Source organism: Neoasaia chiangmaiensis, from assembly GCF_002005465.1.
Taxonomy (GTDB): Bacteria; Pseudomonadota; Alphaproteobacteria; order Acetobacterales; family Acetobacteraceae; genus Neoasaia; species Neoasaia chiangmaiensis.
This window is the reverse complement of record NZ_CP014691.1, coordinates 807,897-825,458: the sequence shown is the minus strand read 5'-3', so window position 1 is coordinate 825,458 and position 17,562 is coordinate 807,897. Positions and strand designations below refer to the sequence as shown.

The window sequence follows — 17,562 nt, the reverse complement described above, 5'->3', positions numbered from 1 at the left end:
GATTCCTGGGATTGAGCCAGTTCTTTGCTCGACATACACCGATATTCATCCTTGGCTTTGTATTCTGTCGGGGAAGATTGACCGGGAATCGGTGAATAAAGCCTTAACGCCGCAGGCGATTTCCTGCTTGCGGCGCATAAGAAGCTGGAGATACGCCATCAACGCTTCATCCCAACAGTATCGTGATGCCATCGACACGGCGCTGGCACTGTTGGCTGGCGGTGATCCGACCGGCGCGGAAGCCCGATTCCGCAATATTCTGACCATTGCGCCGGATCATGCGGAAGCATGGCATGGGCTGGCCTGCGTCGCTCGCGTCCGTAACCTGCCGGGGCAGGCCGTCGCGCTGGCGGGAAAGGCATTGGCCCAGCCAACGACCGGCGATGCACAACGGGCGCGGTTTCATATTACGCTCGGCGCGGCACTGAGTGAGGCCGGGCAGGGCGACGCAGCCGTCGCGGCGTTGAACGTCGCCATCCTGCTGGAACCGCGCGATCCGCGTGCCCATGCGGCATTGGGGCAAGCGCGATGGCGCGCGGGGCGGGCCGATGACGCTATCCTGGCTTACGAGCGTGCTGTCGAACTCGCGGCGGACGATACGGCGTATCGGCAGGAACTCGCCAGCATCCTGCTGGCCGAAAAGCATTACGATGCCAGTCTGATACATTTTGCCCATCTCGCGATATCCCATGCGCATGATCCGGCAGCACATGCGAACCACGGCGCTGCATTGTTTGAGGCTGGTCATCTGCAAGCCGCCGCGCAGGCATTACGGCGCGCGGAAACATTGGGCCCGCCCACGGCGCCGACATCCAATAATCTCGGTCTGGTGGCCATGGCGTCAGGCGATCTGCGGTCGGCGCGTCAGGCATTCGAGACGGCTGTTGCCATCGCGCCCGCCGATCGGCGCATCGCCGGAAATTACGCCACGTTACTCACGGAATGGGGCGAGAACGAGCAGGCAGCGGCCTTATTCCGGAGGATTGCCGATGGACAGGTGGATGAAGAAGCCGTGCGTGCGCGTTTCAATCTCGGCACGCTCGACCTCGCGGTCGGGCGGATGCGTGAAGGATGGGTCGGCTACGAAGCGCGATTGCAACTCCTGAAGCCGGCGCGGCCCGGTCCGACCTGGCATGGCGAGGAGACGTCCGAGCCCGTCCTGATAACGGTGGAGCAGGGGCTGGGCGATATCGTGCAATTCCTGCGTTACCTGCCGAAGGCCGCCATGCGTGCGCCTCTGGTGCTGGATATGCCGGAAGAGGTTCAGGGTCTCGTGGCGATGATGCCGGCGCTTGACGGCATGTGGGGTGAACGTTTGCGGTTCGGCCGACAGGCAGGATTGCAATGTCCCTTGCTGAGCCTGCCCTATGTTCTAAGCCAAGACGAGCTTCCCTCCGCCGTTCCTTATCTGGCGAGTGCGCAAGCCGTTGTGCCGGGCCGGGTCGGAATCGCCTGGGCCGGTAATCCCGGCTACCGGTTCGACAGGAGACGGTCCCTTTCGCTGGCCGCGATCGAGCCCTTGCTGAACGTGGCGGGGCCGTCCTTTCTCAGCCTGCAGAAGGGCGTCGAATGTCCTGCGGCGATGGAAAGCATGCCGCTTGATCGGCTCGCGGCGACGGCGGCGGCGATTGCATCCTGCGATCTCGTCATTTCGGTGGATACCGTGATCGCGCACATTGCGGGCGCGCTGGGACGCCCGACATGGCTGCTGAACCGCTTTGGTGGCGACTGGCGCTGGCGCGGACCCGACTGGTATGGGTGCGTCCGCATGTTTCAGGCCACGACGCCGGATTTGCCGGATCAGGCTTGGCCACCTGTTATCGAAGCGGCGACGACGGCACTGAAAGCATGGTCAGGCGGCATTTTCCGTGGCTAACGTGGTTTCCCCATTGCCCAGCACGGCGAGGATGGCGGCCTTGATGTCGGCGATGCGTCGTGGCTCGATGATTTTCATGCCAAGCAGGTCGCGGACGTAGAAAACATCGACCGCGCGCACGCCATAGGTCGTGATATGCGCGGAGGATATCTGCAGTGACTGTCCGCTGATGGCCTCCGTTACATCGTGCAGCAGGCCGGGGCGATCACGGCCGTTTACCTCGATCACGGTATAATGGTCGGATGCCCGGTTATCCACGACGACCCGTGGCGGGACATGGATGGCGCGCATTCGTCGTCCGGGTCGGCGTTCCTGAACCGAGCGCTCGATCTCCCGTCGGACATTCAGCCGCCCGGCCAGTGACTGCTCGACAAGGACATTCAGTCGCGTCAGTTGCTGGGGTGTCTCGAAGGCGCGCCCGAAAGGGTCCTGCACCCAGAATGTGTCGAGCGCCATGCCGTCGCTCAGCGTGTGTATTCGCGCGTCCACGATCGATGCGCTGGCGACCGCCAGCGCGCCCGCGATCCGGCTGAAGAGGCCGGGATGGTCGGCGCTGAGAATGGTGATCTCCGTCACATCCCGGGTTGGAATCGGCAATGCCTCGACAGTCAGCGGCGCGTTATGGGCGTCCGTATCCGTGATGAGCCGCGCGTGACGCATATGCGTGTCGGCGTCGAAGCCGAGCCAGTAGCCCGGATAGCCGAGACCGAGGAAATGTTCGATCTGCGTTTCGGGCATGTTTTGCCGTGCGAGGCCGTCGCGTGCGAGTTCCTTGGCCTGTGCGACACGACCGTCGCGTTCCGTCGCCGCCAGGCCACCTTCGAGAACCTCCACCACGCGGGTGTAGAGTTCGCGCAGAAGCGTCGCTTTCCAGGCGTTCCACACAGTGGGGCTGACGGCACGCATGTCGGCGATGGTCAGCAGCAGCAGCAGGCGCAGACGTTCGGGAGACTGGATCGTATCGGCAAGATCGAGGATCGTCCGTGGATCGTCGATGTCGCGGCGGAAAGCCGTCTGGCTGAGCAGCAGGTGATGCAGCACGAGCCAGGAGACGGTTTCCGTCTCTTCCAGGTCGAGGCCCAGCGTAGGGCATATCTCGAGCGCGACCTCCGAACCCAGTTCGGAATGATCGCCGCCCCGGCCCTTGGCGATATCGTGGATCAGCGTGGCGACGTAGAGCGCGCGCCGGGACTGACCGTCGCGTGCGAGATCGTAGGCGAGGGGGATTTCATCGGCCATCGAGCCCTGCTCGATGCACCCCAGTACGCGCACCGCTTCGATGCTGTGAACGTCAACCGTATAGATGTGATAAGTGTCGAACTGCATCTGCCCGACGATACGGGACCAGTCGGGCAGCAACGCGCCGAGCAGCCCGGTTTCGCTGAGAAGGGCCATCCAATGCGCGCCATTGAAGGCATGCGACGGCGCCTGATGCTGATCGATCTCCGGCGGAGAGCAGAGCAGGTCCAGGAAGATTGCCATGGCGCGCGGGCTTCGGCGCAGCTTCATGACATCCCGTTCGTGGCGGATGAATTGCTGCATGGCGATCGGGTGCAGCGCCAACTGGTGGGTGTTGGCGGCGTGCAGCATCTCGAGCATCTCGATCGGCGATGCGGTGAAGTCGCTCGATAAGGCGGGTGCGATCTTGCCGTCGATGAGACACGCGCCGATCGCTGTGAGCGGTTCATCCAGTGCGTCAGGGATGTCGTCTGGCCGGGCCGGGCCGTCGAGATACTGGATCAGCCCGGGTTCCAGCACATAGCCCAGACGCAGCACCTCACGTGCCGTCAGGAAGTAATGCCGCATAAAGCGTTCGACACCCGCCTGCCGGCCGTGACCGGCATAGCCCATCCGTCCACCGATCACCGGCTGGACGTCGAACAGAAGGCGTTCGTCGGCGCGGCCGGCGATGTAGTGGAGGTGCATGCGCACCGTCCAGAAGAAATTCCACGCACGGCGCGCCCGGTTCGTCTCCTGTTCCGACAGAAGACCGACTGACGCAAAAATCGGCGTGACATGGTCCTGCACGTTCGCCGGATTAAGTCCGGTCGCGCCAAGCGCGGTGCGCCCCATCCAGTTCAGGGTCTGCAGGTCGCGCAGTCCGCCAGGGCCTTCCTTGATGTTCGGTTCGACCAGATGGGGGTTTTCGCCGAAACGGCTGTGGCGTTTCTCACGCTCCTCGACCTTTTGCCGGATGAAGCCCAGAGCCCGCTCGGGCACGTTGCTGAACTGGCGTCCGAACTCGGCGAAGAGATCACGCGGGCCCCAGAGGAGGCGGGCGTCGAGCAGGGTCGTGCGGATCGTCAGGTCGTCGTCGGCGGCCGCCAGGCATCCGGCAATGGAGCGTGTCGCGTGGCCGACGCGCAAGCCGAGATCCCATAGGAAATAAAGCATGTACTCGACCTGTGCCGAGACGGTCTGCGGGAGCGGATCGACCGTCAGAAACAGGAGATCGATATCGCTGAACGGCGCCAGCAATCCGGCGCCATAGCCACCTGTCGCGCAGATGCAGAGAGGGTGTTCCTCTTCGCCGCCGCCGTTCACGTCGCGCGCCAGGTCGGCCAGACAGGCAATGACGCCGTCTGTGAGGCCGGCCAGTACGCTGGCGGCAGCGACGCCTTTCAGGTGACGCGTCTCGAAAAGGCGTCGGATTTCACCGTGATGGCGACCGAGATGGCGCCGGAACAATCCGACGGCGGTCTCGCGCGAGAGCTGCCCGTCCTGACTGGCGCTCGAAAGCGAAGTTTTCAGGGCGTCGCGCATGGAGAGCGTATCGATGGAGGTGGGTTCGCGCATCAAAATCCGTCAGGTCGGCGATCAGATGTAGAGATCGGTTTTCGGGCCGGGGGAATGCAAGAGGCTATCCTCATGCCAAAGGACCATTTTGTTCAAGCATCAGTTTCCTGAGGTCGTAAATCGCCTGCAGGGCTTCCTTCGGTGAAAGGCTGTCGGGATCGAGTGCCTCGATGGCCGCGCGCAGTCGGTCGGGCATCTGTGTGCCTGCCTGTTCGGCTTCCGTCTCGAAAAGAGGCAGGGCGGGCCGGGTGCGTGCGTGATCGCGTTCGAGCGCGGCCAGCAGCCGCGATGCACGCCGCACGACAGGTTCGGGAACGCCGGCAAGCTGCGCGACATGCACGCCCCAGCTCTTGCGCGCCGCGCCGCTACGGACTTCGTGCTGGAAGATGACGTCGCCCTGCCATTCCCTGACCGCCATCGTGTAGGGCGTCAGGCGTGGCATCGAATCGGTCAGCATGCCGAGTTCATGGAAATGAGTGGCGAAAATGGTGCGCGCGCCAAGCTGGGAGTGCAGGGCTTCAAGCGTTGCCCAGGCGATCGCCAGGCCGTCCAGCGTCGCCGTGCCACGGCCGATCTCGTCCACCACGACAAGGGAGCGCGGCCCGGCCTGACGCAGGATCGCGGCGGTTTCTGTCATCTCCACCATGAAGGTGGAGCGTCCGCGCGCCAGATCGTCCGCCGCGCCGACACGCGAGAACAGCCGGTCCACGATGCCGATCCGTGCCGCCCTGGCCGGGACGGGCAGGCCGGCTTGCGCAAGGATCACCGCCAGGGCCGTCTGTCGCAGAAAGGTCGATTTGCCGGCCATGTTCGGGCCGGTCAGCAGCATGACGCGTTCGGCGGGCGGTAGCATGCAGTTGTTGGGGACAAAGCGCGCGCCGCGTTCCAGCGCCGCCTCGACCACCGGGTGGCGACAGGCATGAAGTTCGAATTGCTGGTCTTCCGTCACGTCCGGTCGGCACCATGCGCCGCCTTGCGCGAGGACCGCCGCCGATTGCAGAACGTCGGTCAGGGCGAAAAGCGTAGCGACTTCCGGCAAGGCGTCGTGTGCCACCGCCTGCGCGACCAGTCCGTTGAAAATCTGCCGCTCCAGCACGGCGGCGCGTTCGCCGGCATCGAGGATGGCGCGGTCGAGATCGGCCAGCGCCGGGGTCGAGAAGCGCGCGAGATTCGCGGTGCCCTGGCGCAGCATGACGCCTTCCCGGTCGCGCAGGCGTGCCGCCGCGGAGGCCGAGGTCTCGATGATATAGCCCAGCTGTGCGTGATGCCGGATCTTGAGATTCGGTACGCCGAATTCGTCGACATAGCGAAGCTGCAGGGCGGCAAGATGTTTGCGGCTGTCGTCGCGCAGTGCGCGATGGCGGTCCAGCGTTTCATCGAAGCCTTGCGCGATGACGCCGCCATCCTCCAGCTTGAGCGGCAGATCCTCGGCCAGTGCACGTTCGAGTGTTTCGAGCAACGTATCCGCGCGGCCATAGAGCCCGGCGGTGATCTCGCGGATCAGTGCCGGGGTTCGCGCATCGCTTGCCGGTTGCAGAAGGGCAACCGCCGCGTTGGCGGTATGAAGCGCGTCACGTATCGCCGCAAGATCGCGCGGCTGTCCGCGCCCGGTGGACAGGCGCCCGAGGGCGCGGGCAAGATCAGGGGTCCGGCGCAACAGGGCGGTCAGGGAAGCGAGGACCGAGGGCGTATCGCGCAGCCAGCACCAGGCTTCCTGGCGCCGGGCGATCAGGGCGGCATCCGTGCTGGGTGCGGCGATCCATGTGGCGATCAGGCGTGAACCCGCGGCGGTGACAGTCCTTGAGACGGCGTCGAGCAGGGTATGGGTGGTCGTGCCATCGCGTCCCTGCAGCAGATCGAGGCTGGCGCGCGTTGCCGGATCCAGACCGAGCGTTCCCGCTTCTCCCCGGCGCATGGGGCGCGACAGGCGGGGCATGTTGCCGGCCTGGCTGCGGCGTACGTAATCGAGGGCCATTGCACAGGCGATGGCTTCCTCGTCCGTGAAATCGCCGAGCACGCTGATCTGCGCGACGTCGAATGCCCGTGCAACAGTGCGCCGTGCGGCATCGAGCGCCGCGGCGGCACTCGTCTTGGCACCATCGACCGGCGGGGCGCGGCGGTCCGCATAGGCAGGCGGTATGATCTCTTCCGCCGCCAGGATTTCGGCCGGATCGAGTTGGACCAGCAATTCCGCCAGCCCTTCGGCGGGCAGCGACTGGGTCTCGACCGCGCCGGTGGAGATGTCGATCCAGGCCACGCCAACGGGACCGTTGCGTTTCACCCGGCCCGGAGGGTGGGCCAGGGCCAGCAGAAGGTTCTGGCGTCCGGCTTCGAGCAGTTCATCTTCCGTCAGCGTGCCGGGCGTCACTACCCGTACGATCGCGCGGGTGAGGGGGCCTTTCAGGGGCTTCTCGCCGGGTTTGGGCGCCGACTGTGTCTGTTCCGCAACGGCGACGCGGAAGCCGCGCCGGATCAGCCGGGCAAGATACGCGGGGGCGGCGGCCACCGGCACGCCGCACATCGGGATGGGGTTGCCGGCGTGCTGGCCGCGGGTGGTGAGCGCGATATCCAGCGCCATGGCGGCAGCTTCGGCGTCATTGAAGAAAAGTTCGTAGAAATCGCCCATCCGGAAAAACAGCAGCGCTTCCGGTTCCTGCGCCTTGAGAGCGAACCACTGCGCCATGGCAGGGGTCGCGCCGTCGGATGAAGGGAAGGAGGATAGGTTGATGTTCATCGGAACCGGTTGGCAGCCATCCAACTGTATGTATCGTCCGCCACGCATGAAGTGAACCGCAATGATGACACTGTGGCGTTAATGGTTGGTTATTGCGGCGCATTCGACACAGCATGTATCGGAAAACCGCTTTTCATTTCACAATCGGCGTGAGGGCGCCAACCTTATTGTGACGTATTGTGTTGAGCATGCGCGCGCAACAGAGGATGGAAGCCAGATAGATGAGGCATGTCGATATGAGACGGTTCGGCCGGATGGCCGTCGGGATGGCGATGGTGCTGGGTGCCACCGGCGCGCCTGCGACAGGCGCACCGGCACTGCGGACCGCCTTCACGTCCGACCGCGTTCTCAATGCCGTCACGGTCTCCGATGGCGGGCGGGTCTTCGTGTCATTCCCTTACTGGGGCGGTGGCGACCGTCCGGGCCCGTCCGTGACCGAATTGCGTCCTGACGGCACACCGCACGCGTATCCAGACGAGGCGTGGAACAACTGGTTATCGTCGCATGACGACGCTCACGCCTTCGTAAGGGTCAATGCGATCCGCATCGGGCCGGACGGGCGGTTATGGATCGTGGATTCGGGCGAAGCCAATGTCGGTGGACAGGAGAATTCACCGACAGGTGCGAAGCCCAAGCTGGTCGTGATCGATCTCGGGACGAACGGCGTGGTGAAGACGATCCCCCTCGATCGTGGCGTGACGTCGCGTTCCTATGTCGACGACCTGCGTTTTCATGACCACATGCTCTATCTGACGGATGCGGGAGATCCTGCCCTGATCGTGGTCGATCAGAAGACGGGCACGATACGCCGTGTTCTGTCACATGCGCCGTCCACGACGGACGAACGACCGATGCTGGCGGAAGGCCGGGTTTTGACGACCGGCGGCAAGCCCGCGCGCATTCATGCCGATCAGCTTGAGACGTCGCCGGACGGGAAACGGCTTTATTTTCAGGCAAGTTCTGGCCCTCTCTATGTCGTTCCGACCGCCGCGCTGGATGATGCGGGGCTGTCGGAGACCGAACTGGAGAAGAGGGTCAGGCCGTTCTGCGATACGCCGACGACAGGTGGTACGGCGATCGACGGTGATGGCAACCTGTATGTCTCCGACGTCGATAAACTCAGGATTCTGAAAATCACGCCACAGGGGCGGGCCCACGTGCTGGTCGCCGATCCGCGTCTGGTCTGGGCGGATGCGATGTGGATCGACAATCGCGGGACACTCTGGATTCCGGCGGTTCAGCTCGACCGGACGGCCACGTTCCAGCCGGATGGCAAATCACGCGTTCATCTGCCTGTCGCGATCTATACGATGAACCTCCATCTCAAGCCGTCACGGTAGGGGGGCGGGGCGCGGGCGGCGCAGGCGTCCAAGGACCGCGCCGGGCCGCGCGACGCCCAGCAGGGCCAGAAGCAGTAGATAGAGCGCGCCGGCGAACACGATCAGCGCGCCCAGCCCGGCCGCGCGCGGGAGACCGTGCCAGCCGATCAGATCGGGCATGGCGATCCGCGCGATTACGATCGTGGCGGCCGACATCAGGGCCGATGCGGCGGTCATGCGCGCAAGCCGGTCGATCAACCGCCGGTCCGGGCGGAAAATATCGCGCCGATAGAGAATGACGCCAAGCAGTGCCACATTCCCCAGGGCTGCCAGCGTGCTGGCCAGCGGCGGCCCGATATGGGCAAGGGGGCGGTAGAGCGCCAGATTGAGGGCGAGGTTAAGGGCAAGCGTCATGTAGCCGATATTGACCGGGGTGCGGGTGTCGCCATGCGCGAAGAAACCCGGCGATAGCACTTTTACCAGCACGAACGCCGGGAGGCCCGCGGCATAGGCCCGCAAGGACTGTGCTGAGGCCATGGCGTCACGAATCGTGAAGTGACCGAAACCGAACAGCCCCGCCATGATCTCCGGGGCGAGTGTGATGAGGCCGAAACAGGCGGGCAATGTCAGCAGGAGCGCGTAATCGATGGTGCGGTTCAGGGTTGCGTGCCCCTCCCGAATCTCGCCGTTCGCGACGTGGCGGGTCAGCACGGGGAGAAGTGTCGTGCCCGCTGCCGCCCCGAGCACGCCAAGGGGCAGCTGATTCATGCGATCGGCAAAATACAGCCATGAGATCGATCCGGCCGGCAGCAGGGTCGCGATCATCGTATCGACGGTCAGGTTGAGTTGCGTCACGCCGGAGCCGATCAGGCCGGGTACGAGCCGCCGTATCATGTCATGCATGGCGGGCGTGAAGCGCGGACGGCCGAATGAAAGCGTCATGCCCGCGCGCCGCAGGGACCAGAGCAGCAGGCCGAGTTGCACGATGCCGGAGATGGTGATGCCCCACGCCGCCGCGTAGGCAGTGTCGTGCAGGACGAAGGCGCCATAGAGGATGGAGCCGATTCCCACGACGTTGAACGAAACGTAGGCGGCGGCGGCCATGCTGAAACGATGCAGGCTGTTCAGGACGCCCGCGACGAGTGCCGCAACGCAGATGAGCACGAGATAGGGGAACGTGATCCGCGTGAGAGACACGGCGAGATCTAATTCCGTGCCCTCGGTCGTGAAACCCGGTGCAATCAGGCGTATGAGCCACGGCATCAGGATTTCACCGAGGATGGTGATGAGAAGGAGCCATGAGGCCAGCGCGCTCATGGCTTCCGTCGCGAAGGCGCGTGCCTCCGCTTCGCCGTTCTGCGCCAGCCGCGCCGTGAACATCGGCACGAACGCGGCATTGAAGGCCCCTTCGCCGAACAGTCGCCGGAACATGTTCGGCAGGCGGAATGCCACGAGATAGGCGGCCTGTGCGGATCCGGTCCCGAGAAACGCGGCCAGCAACTGGTCGCGCACAAGGCCCAGCACGCGGGAGACCATGGTCCAGCCACCGACCGTCAGGAAATTCTTAAGCATGGCTGCGGTTGTAGAGAAGATTTTCCGGTTCGCCCATGGTCCCGGATCGTAAATGGCGATGCAACCGGCGGGTGAGACCGTGCGCTCTAGCCGGCATGAGCGCGCGACCGATCGAGCCTGACGAAATCCTTTTACCCGGCGATGCAGCGCGCCGCGTGGCCGAACGGGTCGCGCGTCTGCGCCGTCTGGCATGGTGGTTGAACGGGGCTTTTCGTCTTCCCGGCATACGGACACGATTCGGTGTGGACACGTTCCTCAACCTCGTGCCGGGTGGCGGCGATGCCGTGCAGGCGGCGCTGTCTCTTTATATCGTCTGGGAAGCGCGCCGCCTTGGCGTTCGGCCCGCGATCCTGAAGCGTATGCTGGCCAATGTCGCGATCGAGGCGGTGGTCGGTGTCGTGCCGATTTTGGGAGATCTGTTCGATACCGTCTTCAAGGCCGACCTGCGCAACATCGCATTGATGGAAGCCGAACTCGGACGGCGACGTTAACGGTCAAGCATGACGCGGTGAATTTCGCGCGTGAATCGCTGGCTGCCGGGAGAGGTGAGCGGCGTGAACCAAGCGGACAATTTGCCCTGCCGATTGATGATGTATTTGTAGAAATTCCACCGTGGGCGCGAGAGGAATCCACCCTGCGTCGCAAGCCAGTGGAATAAGGGAATGGCGTCCGCGCCCTTGACATGTGCCTTTTCCGCGACGGGAAAGCCAACCCCGTAATTGCGATAACAGGTTTCGCCAATCGAGGCGGCGTCGCCGGGTTCCTGATTGCCGAAGTCATTGCTCGGGATTCCCACGACCGCCAGACCGCCTTTGCCATAATGCGACCAGATATGCTGCAGGCCTTCATATTGCGGCGTGAAACCGCATTTGGAGGCTGTGTTGACGATCAGGATGGGTTTATCGCGATAGGCTCCGAGATCGATCGTCGAGCGTCCGTCCAGTGCCGGAAGCGTGAAATCGTAAACAGCAGTCATGTTCTCGGTCCTTTTGGCAAGGTCTTTTTGTGCCCGTCGGTTCGGTCCGAGGCAAGGGCGCGTTTCGACTCTGGACAGAACGAACGCGCAACGACAGACTCCGGCCCGGTTCGGGAGAAGTCTGATTATGGTTTGGCGTGGATTGCTGGGGATCGCGGTGTTGATGGCGATCGGCGTTTTATTCTCTAGGGATCGCCGCGCCATCGACTGGCGGCAGATCGCCCCGGCGCTGGCCATTCAGATCGGCATCGGCGCGCTGGCGCTGTTCGTCCCCTGGGGCCGCGCGGCTTTCGAGATGCTGGCAAGCGGCGTCGGGCAGGTTCTCAGCTACGGGCAGGCCGGAGCGGCTTTCCTGTTCGGGGGGCTGGTCGGACCGCGCATGGAAGCCCTGTTCGGCGGAGAGGGGTTTGTTTTCGCATTCCGCGTGCTGCCGGCCATCATCTATGTCTCCGCGCTGATGGCGGTGTTGTATCGCTGGGGCGCGATGCAGGCGCTGGCACGCGTCATCGGCGGCGGGCTGAGGCGCGTTCTGGGGACTTCGGCCCTGGAATCGTTCTCCGCCGTCCTGACGATCTTTCTTGGGCAAAGCGAAATGCCGGTCGCCTTGCGACCTTACCTGGCCGAAATGACGGATGCCGAGCTTTTCACGATCATGACGTCGGGGACGGCTTCCATCGCCGGATCGGTGCTGGCGGGTTATGCGGCGCTCGGCGTGCCGATGGCCTATCTGCTTGCTGCCTCCTTCATGGCCATTCCCGGCGGTATCCTCTTTGCCAAGCTCCTGTATCCCACGCCGCGCGTCGGGACGGAGGGCGCGATGCCGAAAGCGGAACTCCATAGCGTGACCCTGTTCGATGCCATTGCGGAAGGAGCGTTGAGCGGCGCCCGCGTGGCCGTTGCGGTCGGGGCGGTTCTGGTCGCCTTCGTCGGGCTCATCGCGCTGCTTGATGGCATGCTGCATGGCGCTGGCGGCTGGTTCGGCATAGCAAACCTGAGCATCCAGCGGGCATTGGGCATTATCCTGTCGCCGGTGGCATGGTTGATCGGCGTGCCGTGGAATGACTGCGTGGTGGCGGCGGGTTTCCTTGGCCAGAAGGTGGCCTTCAATGAATTCGTGGCCTATGTGGGCTTGTCCCCGGTGATTCATGCGCATGGCCTTCCGCCGCGGACCATTGCGATCATTTCATTCGCGCTTTGCGGTTTTTCCAATCTTTCCAGCATCGGCATTCTGATCGGCGCATTTGGCAGTATCGTGCCGGAGCGACGCGCCGAAATCGCACGCATGGCGGTGCGCTGCGTTCTGGGTGGATCGCTTTCGAACGCCATGAGCGCGACGATCGCCGGCATGTTTCTGGCCTGAGGGAAGCATGTCATCGGTGCTGACGATCGTGACGCGACGGCACGTCGCGACCGTGGCATAAGGTCTGGAACAGTCTTTCGATTGCGCCGCACGTCATGCCTCGTGCGGCCGGGAGCCGCATGAACTATGACGACGGCCGTCCTGCCGGAAACGCACCAGGAATATCCCCATCCGCACGATCGGCCGCTGAGCGGCCAGCCGCACCCGGATCGTCCTTTTCATTTCCGCCTGTATGCCTGCGAATGGGCGGCGACCATGATACTCATGATCGCCGGGGTGAGCAGCAACGTATTCATCGGCGCGACGATGAGCCCTGCGGGACGCTGGTTCGTCGTCCATCCGGCTCTTCTGGCGGCGCTGGAGGGATTCTTCTTTGGATTCAGCAGCACCATCGCCGCGTTTTCGCCCTTCGGCCGCGTGTCCGGCGCGCATCTCAGCCCGTCGATCAGCGTTGCGTTCGCGCTGCTTCGTCGGCTGACCTGGCGCGACTGTCTCGGCTATGTCCTCGCACAGACGGGGGGCGCCGTCTCCGGCGTGGCGCTGGTCGCGTTGGCGGGATGGATCTGGCCCTTCTGGGGTGAATGGTGCCGGGCGGATTTCTATGCCGCGACGTTTCCCTATCCGCTGGCGCCGCCGCTGGGTGCGGCGGCGGGAGAATGCGGGGCGACGGCGACCCTCGTCGGCTGTATCCTGTATACCGGTGGCAAACCGCCATTGCGCTTTCTGACGGCGTTCGTGGCCGGCCCGCTGTTCTTCTGCATGAATCCGTTCGAAAGCTGGCTTTCCGGCGACAGCACAAACCTCGCGCGTAGCATCGGGCCGGCGATTTTCGCGCATAAATGGCAGAATTTCTGGGTCTATATCGTTGGACCATTTGCCGGTGTTCTCCTGGTATGGCTGGCGATCCGCGTCGAAATCTTCGGTGAACTGAGCATCCATGAGGCACGTCGTGTCTATTTCGGGCATGACGGGCGCGCACCTTATCTGCTTCCGCGTTTCTGGCGGCGCAGGCTGTAGGGCGGCGATCAGTTGCACAGCGGAATCCTGCCTTTTGCTGGAATTACACATGAATAACGTGTCATGAATCCGAAGGGGTTTTCATTTGACGGTGGGATGATCTAGAAAACCCGCCGCATTCCGGCGCGGGGTTCCGCGCTTCCACGACGAGAAAGTTCCGCCATGTCCGCCACCATCTCGCTTCCCATGCCAACCATCGATGCACCGCTGACCGGTCTTGTCCCGTTCGAGGGGCATCCCGGGCAGTATCGCCTTGCTCCCCCGAGCAAGGAATATGGCCACCTGCATGCGTGCGAGGTTCTGTCGGTGCATCATTGGACGGACCGTCTGTTCAGTTTCACCTGCACCCGCGATCCGGGTCTGCGGTTCGAGAACGGCCAGTTCGCGATGATCGGCATCGAGGTGGAGGGCAAGCCGCTGCTGCGTGCCTATTCGCTCGCCTCCGCGAATTACGAGGAGCAACTCGAGTTCCTTTCCATCGCGGTGGAAGAGGGGCCGCTGACCTCGCGCCTGCGTCACGTCAAGGTCGGGGATACGGTGCTGGTCGGGCGCAAGCCGGTGGGCACGCTGCTGCTGGACAATCTTCGTCCCGGGCGGAACCTTTATTTCCTGTCGACGGGCACGGGTCTGGCGCCGTTCATGAGCCTGATCAAGGACCCGGAGGCTTATGAGCGTTACGAGCATGTGGTGCTGAGCCACACCGTGCGCCTCTCCGGTGAACTGGCCTACTCCAATCATATCCGTCATGAATTGCCGGAACATGAATTCCTGGGGGAGGACGTGTCGGCCAAGCTGAAATACTATCCGGCTGTCACGCGTGAGGAGTTCGCCGTCACGGATCGCATCACCACGCTGATCGAGAACGGCAAGATTTTCGCCGATCTCGGCCTGCCGAAGCTCGATCCGGAACATGATCGGGTCATGATCTGCGGTTCGCCGGAAATGTTGGCCGATACCGAAAACCTTCTGGTGTCCATGGGCTTCGAAGAAGGCAACATGAACAATCAGGGTTCATACGTGGTCGAAAAAGCGTTCGCGGAACGCTGAGAGGATACCAGACCGATGCAGGAGTTCGACCTTTTCATCATTGGTGCGGGCTCCGGCGGCGTGCGTTGCGCACGGATTGCGGCGCAGCATGGCGCGCGCGTGGGTATTGCGGAGAGCCGCCACTGGGGTGGAACCTGCGTCAACCTCGGCTGCGTGCCGAAGAAACTGATGGTCTATGCCGCGGAATACGGCGGCATGTCCGCGGATGCACAGGCATTTGGCTGGGACATTCAGTCGGGCAAGCATGATTGGGCACATCTGATCGCGGCGAAAGACCGTGAGATCACGCGTCTGAACAGCATCTACGTTTCGATGCTGGAGAAAGCCGGTGTTTCACTCTTTACCGGTCACGCCCGCCTGCTGGACGCCGAGACGATCGAGATCGGATCGGGTGAGCTGGCCCCGGATGCGGTGCCGCAGCGTATCAGGGCGAAGAAGATCGTCATCGCGACGGGTTCACACCCTGTCAAACCGGCGATACCCGGGGCGGATCTGGCCATCGTCTCGGACCAGGCGTTTCATCTGCCTGACCGTCCTGAGCGGATTTGCATTGTGGGTGGCGGCTATATCGGTGTTGAATTCGCCGGCATTTTTGCAGGGTTGGGATCGCAGGTCGATCTCGTCTATCGGCAGGATCTGCCATTGCGCGGTTTCGATGAGGAACTGCGCCAGAACCTTGCCGGTCTTATCCCTGACTATGGCATTACGCTTCACCCCGGGTCGCCACCGGGTGGGATCGAGCGCCTTGACGGCGGGGCGCTGAAAGTCAGCCTTCAATCCGGTGAGGCAATCGAGACGGATTGCGTGTTCTTCGCGACCGGGCGCAAGCCGAATATCGGGTCGCTGGGTCTCGAGGCAGCGGGCGTGACGGTCGATACGGGCCGCGTGCTGGTGAATAACCATGGGGAGACCACAACGCCGGGCATCTACGCCATCGGCGATGTGACTGACCGATATAACCTGACGCCGACCGCCATCGCCGAGGGACACATTCTGGCCGAACGGTTGTTCGCGAAATCCGCGAGAAGCTGGTCGTTCGATACGACGCCGAAAGCCGTGTTTTTTCTTGAGCCGCTCTCTGCCGTCGGCCTGACGGAAGAAGAGGCTCGCCAGAAAGCCGATCTGGAGATCTTTACGGCGCAGTTCCGACCGATGCGTCAGACGATTACCGGAAGAACGCGGAAGACGTTCATCAAGCTGGTGGTGGATGCGGGAACGGACGTGGTTCTGGGTGCCCATATGATGGGCGATACGGCGCCGGAACTCATGCAGGGACTGGCGATTGCCATAACGGCCGGTCTCACGAAGCGTGACTTCGACCGGACGATCGGCATTCATCCGACAACTGCCGAAGAGGTTGTCACGATGCGGACGCCGACCCGCCGTGTCGAGCGGGCCCGTCCTCCGGCATGATCGTCAGATTGCCGTCTTGTTGAGGAATGCCAGCAGGTCCTGATTGAGCCGGTCGGGGACTGTCGCGAACAGTCCGTGCGGTGCGCCTTCGTATTCGATGTAATGCGCGTTTGGAAGGAGGCTCGCGGCGCGCTTGCCGCTGACGGCTGCCGGAACCGTGGCATCGCCGGACCCGTGGATGATAAGGGTCGGCACGTTGAACGCGGCCAGATCGGGCCGGAAGTCGGTCAGGCTCCATGAGTCCACGCACTCAAGCGTCGCCATCGGACTTGCCATGACCGCGAGGATGAAGCTCCAGTTCAGCAGCGCTTCGCTGACCGGCTTGTGCAATACGCCAACGCCATAAAATGTTCGGCCGAATTCCTGAAGAAAGTGAAAACGGTCTTTCCGGATCTGCGATTTGATATTGGCGAAAGTATCGATCTCGATACCATCCGGATTGTGTTCCGACTTCAGCAGGCCGGGCACGACGGAGGCAATCAGCGCCACGCCGGCGATGCGGGCGCTACCATAGCGCGACAGGTAACGGGCAACTTCGCCACCGCCCATCGAGAAGCCGACGAGTGTGAGATCGGTGAGATCGAGTTCCTCAATGATCGTCGCCAGATCGGCCGCCAGCGTATCGTAGTCGTAGGGGCCGATAGGATGGCTCGACTGGCCGAAGCCGCGGCGGTCATAGGTGATGACCCGATATCCTGCCTCCTGAAGGGCAAGTGTCTGATATTCCCACATGTCTCCGGTCAGGGGCCAGCCGTGAATCAGTAACACGGGGCGTCCGTTGCCCGTATCCTTGACGTGAAGATTGACGTTATCGCGGGTCGTGATGAACGGCATTGCAGGGTCTCCGGCTGAAGGCGCCCGGATCGGGCATCGTGCAGGGAGAACTGGTAGAAATGGCTCGGGTTTCCATTGTCCCGAGCCGATTGTCTGAATTGATAAGGCCGACGAAACGAATCCTGTCGTCAGGTCTGGTCAGTCGGCGTCACTCACCGTGGCGCGACCCAGCCATTGCCCGTGGAATCGCCAAGCTGGCCGCTTTGTGTCGGGTTGCTGCCCTGATAGGCCGAGCCGAACTTGCTCAGATCGGCGCCCGTGACGGCATCGCGCTGCACGTTCGCTTCGTGATCCGGATCGGGACCATGTGTGAACTCCGTGGAGGGCGCATCCTGGTAGCCCGGGGGCAGCGAATGCCGTCCGTGGGCGGTATAATGTTCCCCATGACCTTGATATTCGACGCCCGGATTACCTTTATTCTGGGACTGGGTGCCGACCGGCGGGGTAAACTGGGTCGCCGTCTGGGCGAGGGCGCTCGCGGAAAGTGCAAGTAGTGAGGCTGTCAGCACGAGGCTGTGACGGAGCATCGCCATTATTGAGTGATCCTTGTTCTGTCGTGCTCCGACCTGTCCGAAAAAGCGGAGCCAAAGGGCAAGAAGGCGCTTACCGGTTATATTC

Annotated in this window: 13 protein-coding genes; 7 read left to right on the top strand and 6 right to left on the bottom strand. The window is 63.1% G+C overall.

Features of this window, described 5'->3' with window-relative positions:
• Positions 1 to 91 precede the first annotated feature (91 nt).
• Positions 92 to 1,876 carry a tetratricopeptide repeat protein gene (locus A0U93_RS03915; protein ID WP_169852691.1) on the top strand — a complete coding sequence of 595 codons (1,785 nt, stop codon included), beginning with the start codon at positions 92 to 94 and terminating at the stop codon, positions 1,874 to 1,876.
• On the opposite strand, the gene A0U93_RS03910 is transcribed toward A0U93_RS03915, so the two are convergent.
• Both A0U93_RS03910 and mutS read right to left on the bottom strand, forming a co-directional pair.
• A complete protein-coding gene (locus A0U93_RS03910) occupies positions 1,853 to 4,672 on the bottom strand; it encodes a [protein-PII] uridylyltransferase (protein ID WP_077806190.1) in 2,820 nt (939 codons plus the stop codon). The genes A0U93_RS03915 and A0U93_RS03910 overlap by 24 nt on opposite strands.
• A gap of 70 nt (positions 4,673 to 4,742) precedes the next feature.
• Positions 4,743 to 7,406 carry a DNA mismatch repair protein MutS gene (gene mutS / locus A0U93_RS03905; RefSeq protein WP_245825085.1) on the bottom strand — a complete coding sequence of 888 codons (2,664 nt, stop codon included), beginning with the start codon at positions 7,404 to 7,406 and terminating at the stop codon, positions 4,743 to 4,745.
• A gap of 254 nt (positions 7,407 to 7,660) precedes the next feature.
• Between mutS and A0U93_RS03900 the strand changes: the two genes are divergently transcribed.
• Positions 7,661 to 8,746, top strand: a complete 1,086-nt coding sequence (locus A0U93_RS03900; protein WP_371862866.1) for an L-dopachrome tautomerase-related protein — start codon at positions 7,661 to 7,663, stop codon at positions 8,744 to 8,746.
• Here the strand turns inward: A0U93_RS03900 and murJ are convergent.
• Entirely contained in the window at positions 8,738 to 10,297 is a 1,560-nt protein-coding gene (murJ, locus tag A0U93_RS03895; RefSeq protein ID WP_077806189.1) for a murein biosynthesis integral membrane protein MurJ, read from the bottom strand. The genes A0U93_RS03900 and murJ overlap by 9 nt on opposite strands.
• Positions 10,298 to 10,392: 95 nt before the next feature.
• On the opposite strand from murJ, the gene A0U93_RS03890 reads away from it, so the two are divergent.
• Positions 10,393 to 10,788: a DUF4112 domain-containing protein gene (locus tag A0U93_RS03890; protein ID WP_077806188.1), complete on the top strand. Its 396-nt coding sequence runs from the start codon at positions 10,393 to 10,395 to the stop codon at positions 10,786 to 10,788.
• On the opposite strand, the gene A0U93_RS03885 is transcribed toward A0U93_RS03890, so the two are convergent.
• Positions 10,785 to 11,273, bottom strand: a complete 489-nt coding sequence (locus tag A0U93_RS03885; RefSeq protein WP_077806187.1) for a glutathione peroxidase — start codon at positions 11,271 to 11,273, stop codon at positions 10,785 to 10,787. The genes A0U93_RS03890 and A0U93_RS03885 overlap by 4 nt on opposite strands.
• 127 nt (positions 11,274 to 11,400) lie before the next feature.
• On the opposite strand from A0U93_RS03885, the gene A0U93_RS03880 reads away from it, so the two are divergent.
• From A0U93_RS03880 to gorA, 4 genes are all read left to right on the top strand, one after another.
• On the top strand, positions 11,401 to 12,633 hold the full coding sequence (locus tag A0U93_RS03880; RefSeq protein ID WP_077806186.1) for a NupC/NupG family nucleoside CNT transporter: 1,233 nt from the start codon (positions 11,401 to 11,403) through the stop codon (positions 12,631 to 12,633).
• Between the two features lie 126 nt (positions 12,634 to 12,759).
• Complete coding sequence (locus A0U93_RS03875; RefSeq protein ID WP_077806185.1) at positions 12,760 to 13,650, top strand: MIP/aquaporin family protein; 891 nt, start codon at positions 12,760 to 12,762, stop codon at positions 13,648 to 13,650.
• 186 nt (positions 13,651 to 13,836) lie between these two features.
• On the top strand, positions 13,837 to 14,697 hold the full coding sequence (locus A0U93_RS03870) for a ferredoxin--NADP reductase (RefSeq protein ID WP_371862867.1): 861 nt from the start codon (positions 13,837 to 13,839) through the stop codon (positions 14,695 to 14,697).
• 15 nt (positions 14,698 to 14,712) lie between these two features.
• Positions 14,713 to 16,110, top strand: a complete 1,398-nt coding sequence (gene gorA, locus A0U93_RS03865) for a glutathione-disulfide reductase (protein ID WP_077806183.1) — start codon at positions 14,713 to 14,715, stop codon at positions 16,108 to 16,110.
• A gap of 3 nt (positions 16,111 to 16,113) precedes the next feature.
• Here gorA and A0U93_RS03860 read toward each other — a convergent pair whose 3' ends face one another.
• A complete protein-coding gene (locus A0U93_RS03860; RefSeq protein ID WP_077806181.1) occupies positions 16,114 to 16,944 on the bottom strand; it encodes an alpha/beta fold hydrolase in 831 nt (276 codons plus the stop codon).
• 152 nt (positions 16,945 to 17,096) lie between these two features.
• Entirely contained in the window at positions 17,097 to 17,477 is a 381-nt protein-coding gene (locus A0U93_RS03855; protein WP_077806180.1) for a hypothetical protein, read from the bottom strand.
• Positions 17,478 to 17,562 lie beyond the last annotated feature (85 nt).

Coding starts and splice junctions, on each gene's coding strand:
- A0U93_RS03880 (WP_077806186.1), top strand. CDS start 11,401: ATGGTTTGGCGTGGATTGCTGGGGATCGCGGTGTTGATGGCGATCGGC.
- A0U93_RS03900 (WP_371862866.1), top strand. CDS start 7,661: ATGGCCGTCGGGATGGCGATGGTGCTGGGTGCCACCGGCGCGCCTGCG.
- mutS (WP_245825085.1), bottom strand. CDS start 7,406: ATGAACATCAACCTATCCTCCTTCCCTTCATCCGACGGCGCGACCCCT.
- gorA (WP_077806183.1), top strand. CDS start 14,713: ATGCAGGAGTTCGACCTTTTCATCATTGGTGCGGGCTCCGGCGGCGTG.
- A0U93_RS03870 (WP_371862867.1), top strand. CDS start 13,837: ATGCCAACCATCGATGCACCGCTGACCGGTCTTGTCCCGTTCGAGGGG.
- A0U93_RS03885 (WP_077806187.1), bottom strand. CDS start 11,273: ATGACTGCTGTTTACGATTTCACGCTTCCGGCACTGGACGGACGCTCG.
- A0U93_RS03875 (WP_077806185.1), top strand. CDS start 12,760: ATGACGACGGCCGTCCTGCCGGAAACGCACCAGGAATATCCCCATCCG.
- murJ (WP_077806189.1), bottom strand. CDS start 10,297: ATGCTTAAGAATTTCCTGACGGTCGGTGGCTGGACCATGGTCTCCCGC.
- A0U93_RS03890 (WP_077806188.1), top strand. CDS start 10,393: ATGAGCGCGCGACCGATCGAGCCTGACGAAATCCTTTTACCCGGCGAT.
- A0U93_RS03910 (WP_077806190.1), bottom strand. CDS start 4,672: ATGCGCGAACCCACCTCCATCGATACGCTCTCCATGCGCGACGCCCTG.
- A0U93_RS03855 (WP_077806180.1), bottom strand. CDS start 17,477: ATGGCGATGCTCCGTCACAGCCTCGTGCTGACAGCCTCACTACTTGCA.
- A0U93_RS03860 (WP_077806181.1), bottom strand. CDS start 16,944: ATGCCGTTCATCACGACCCGCGATAACGTCAATCTTCACGTCAAGGAT.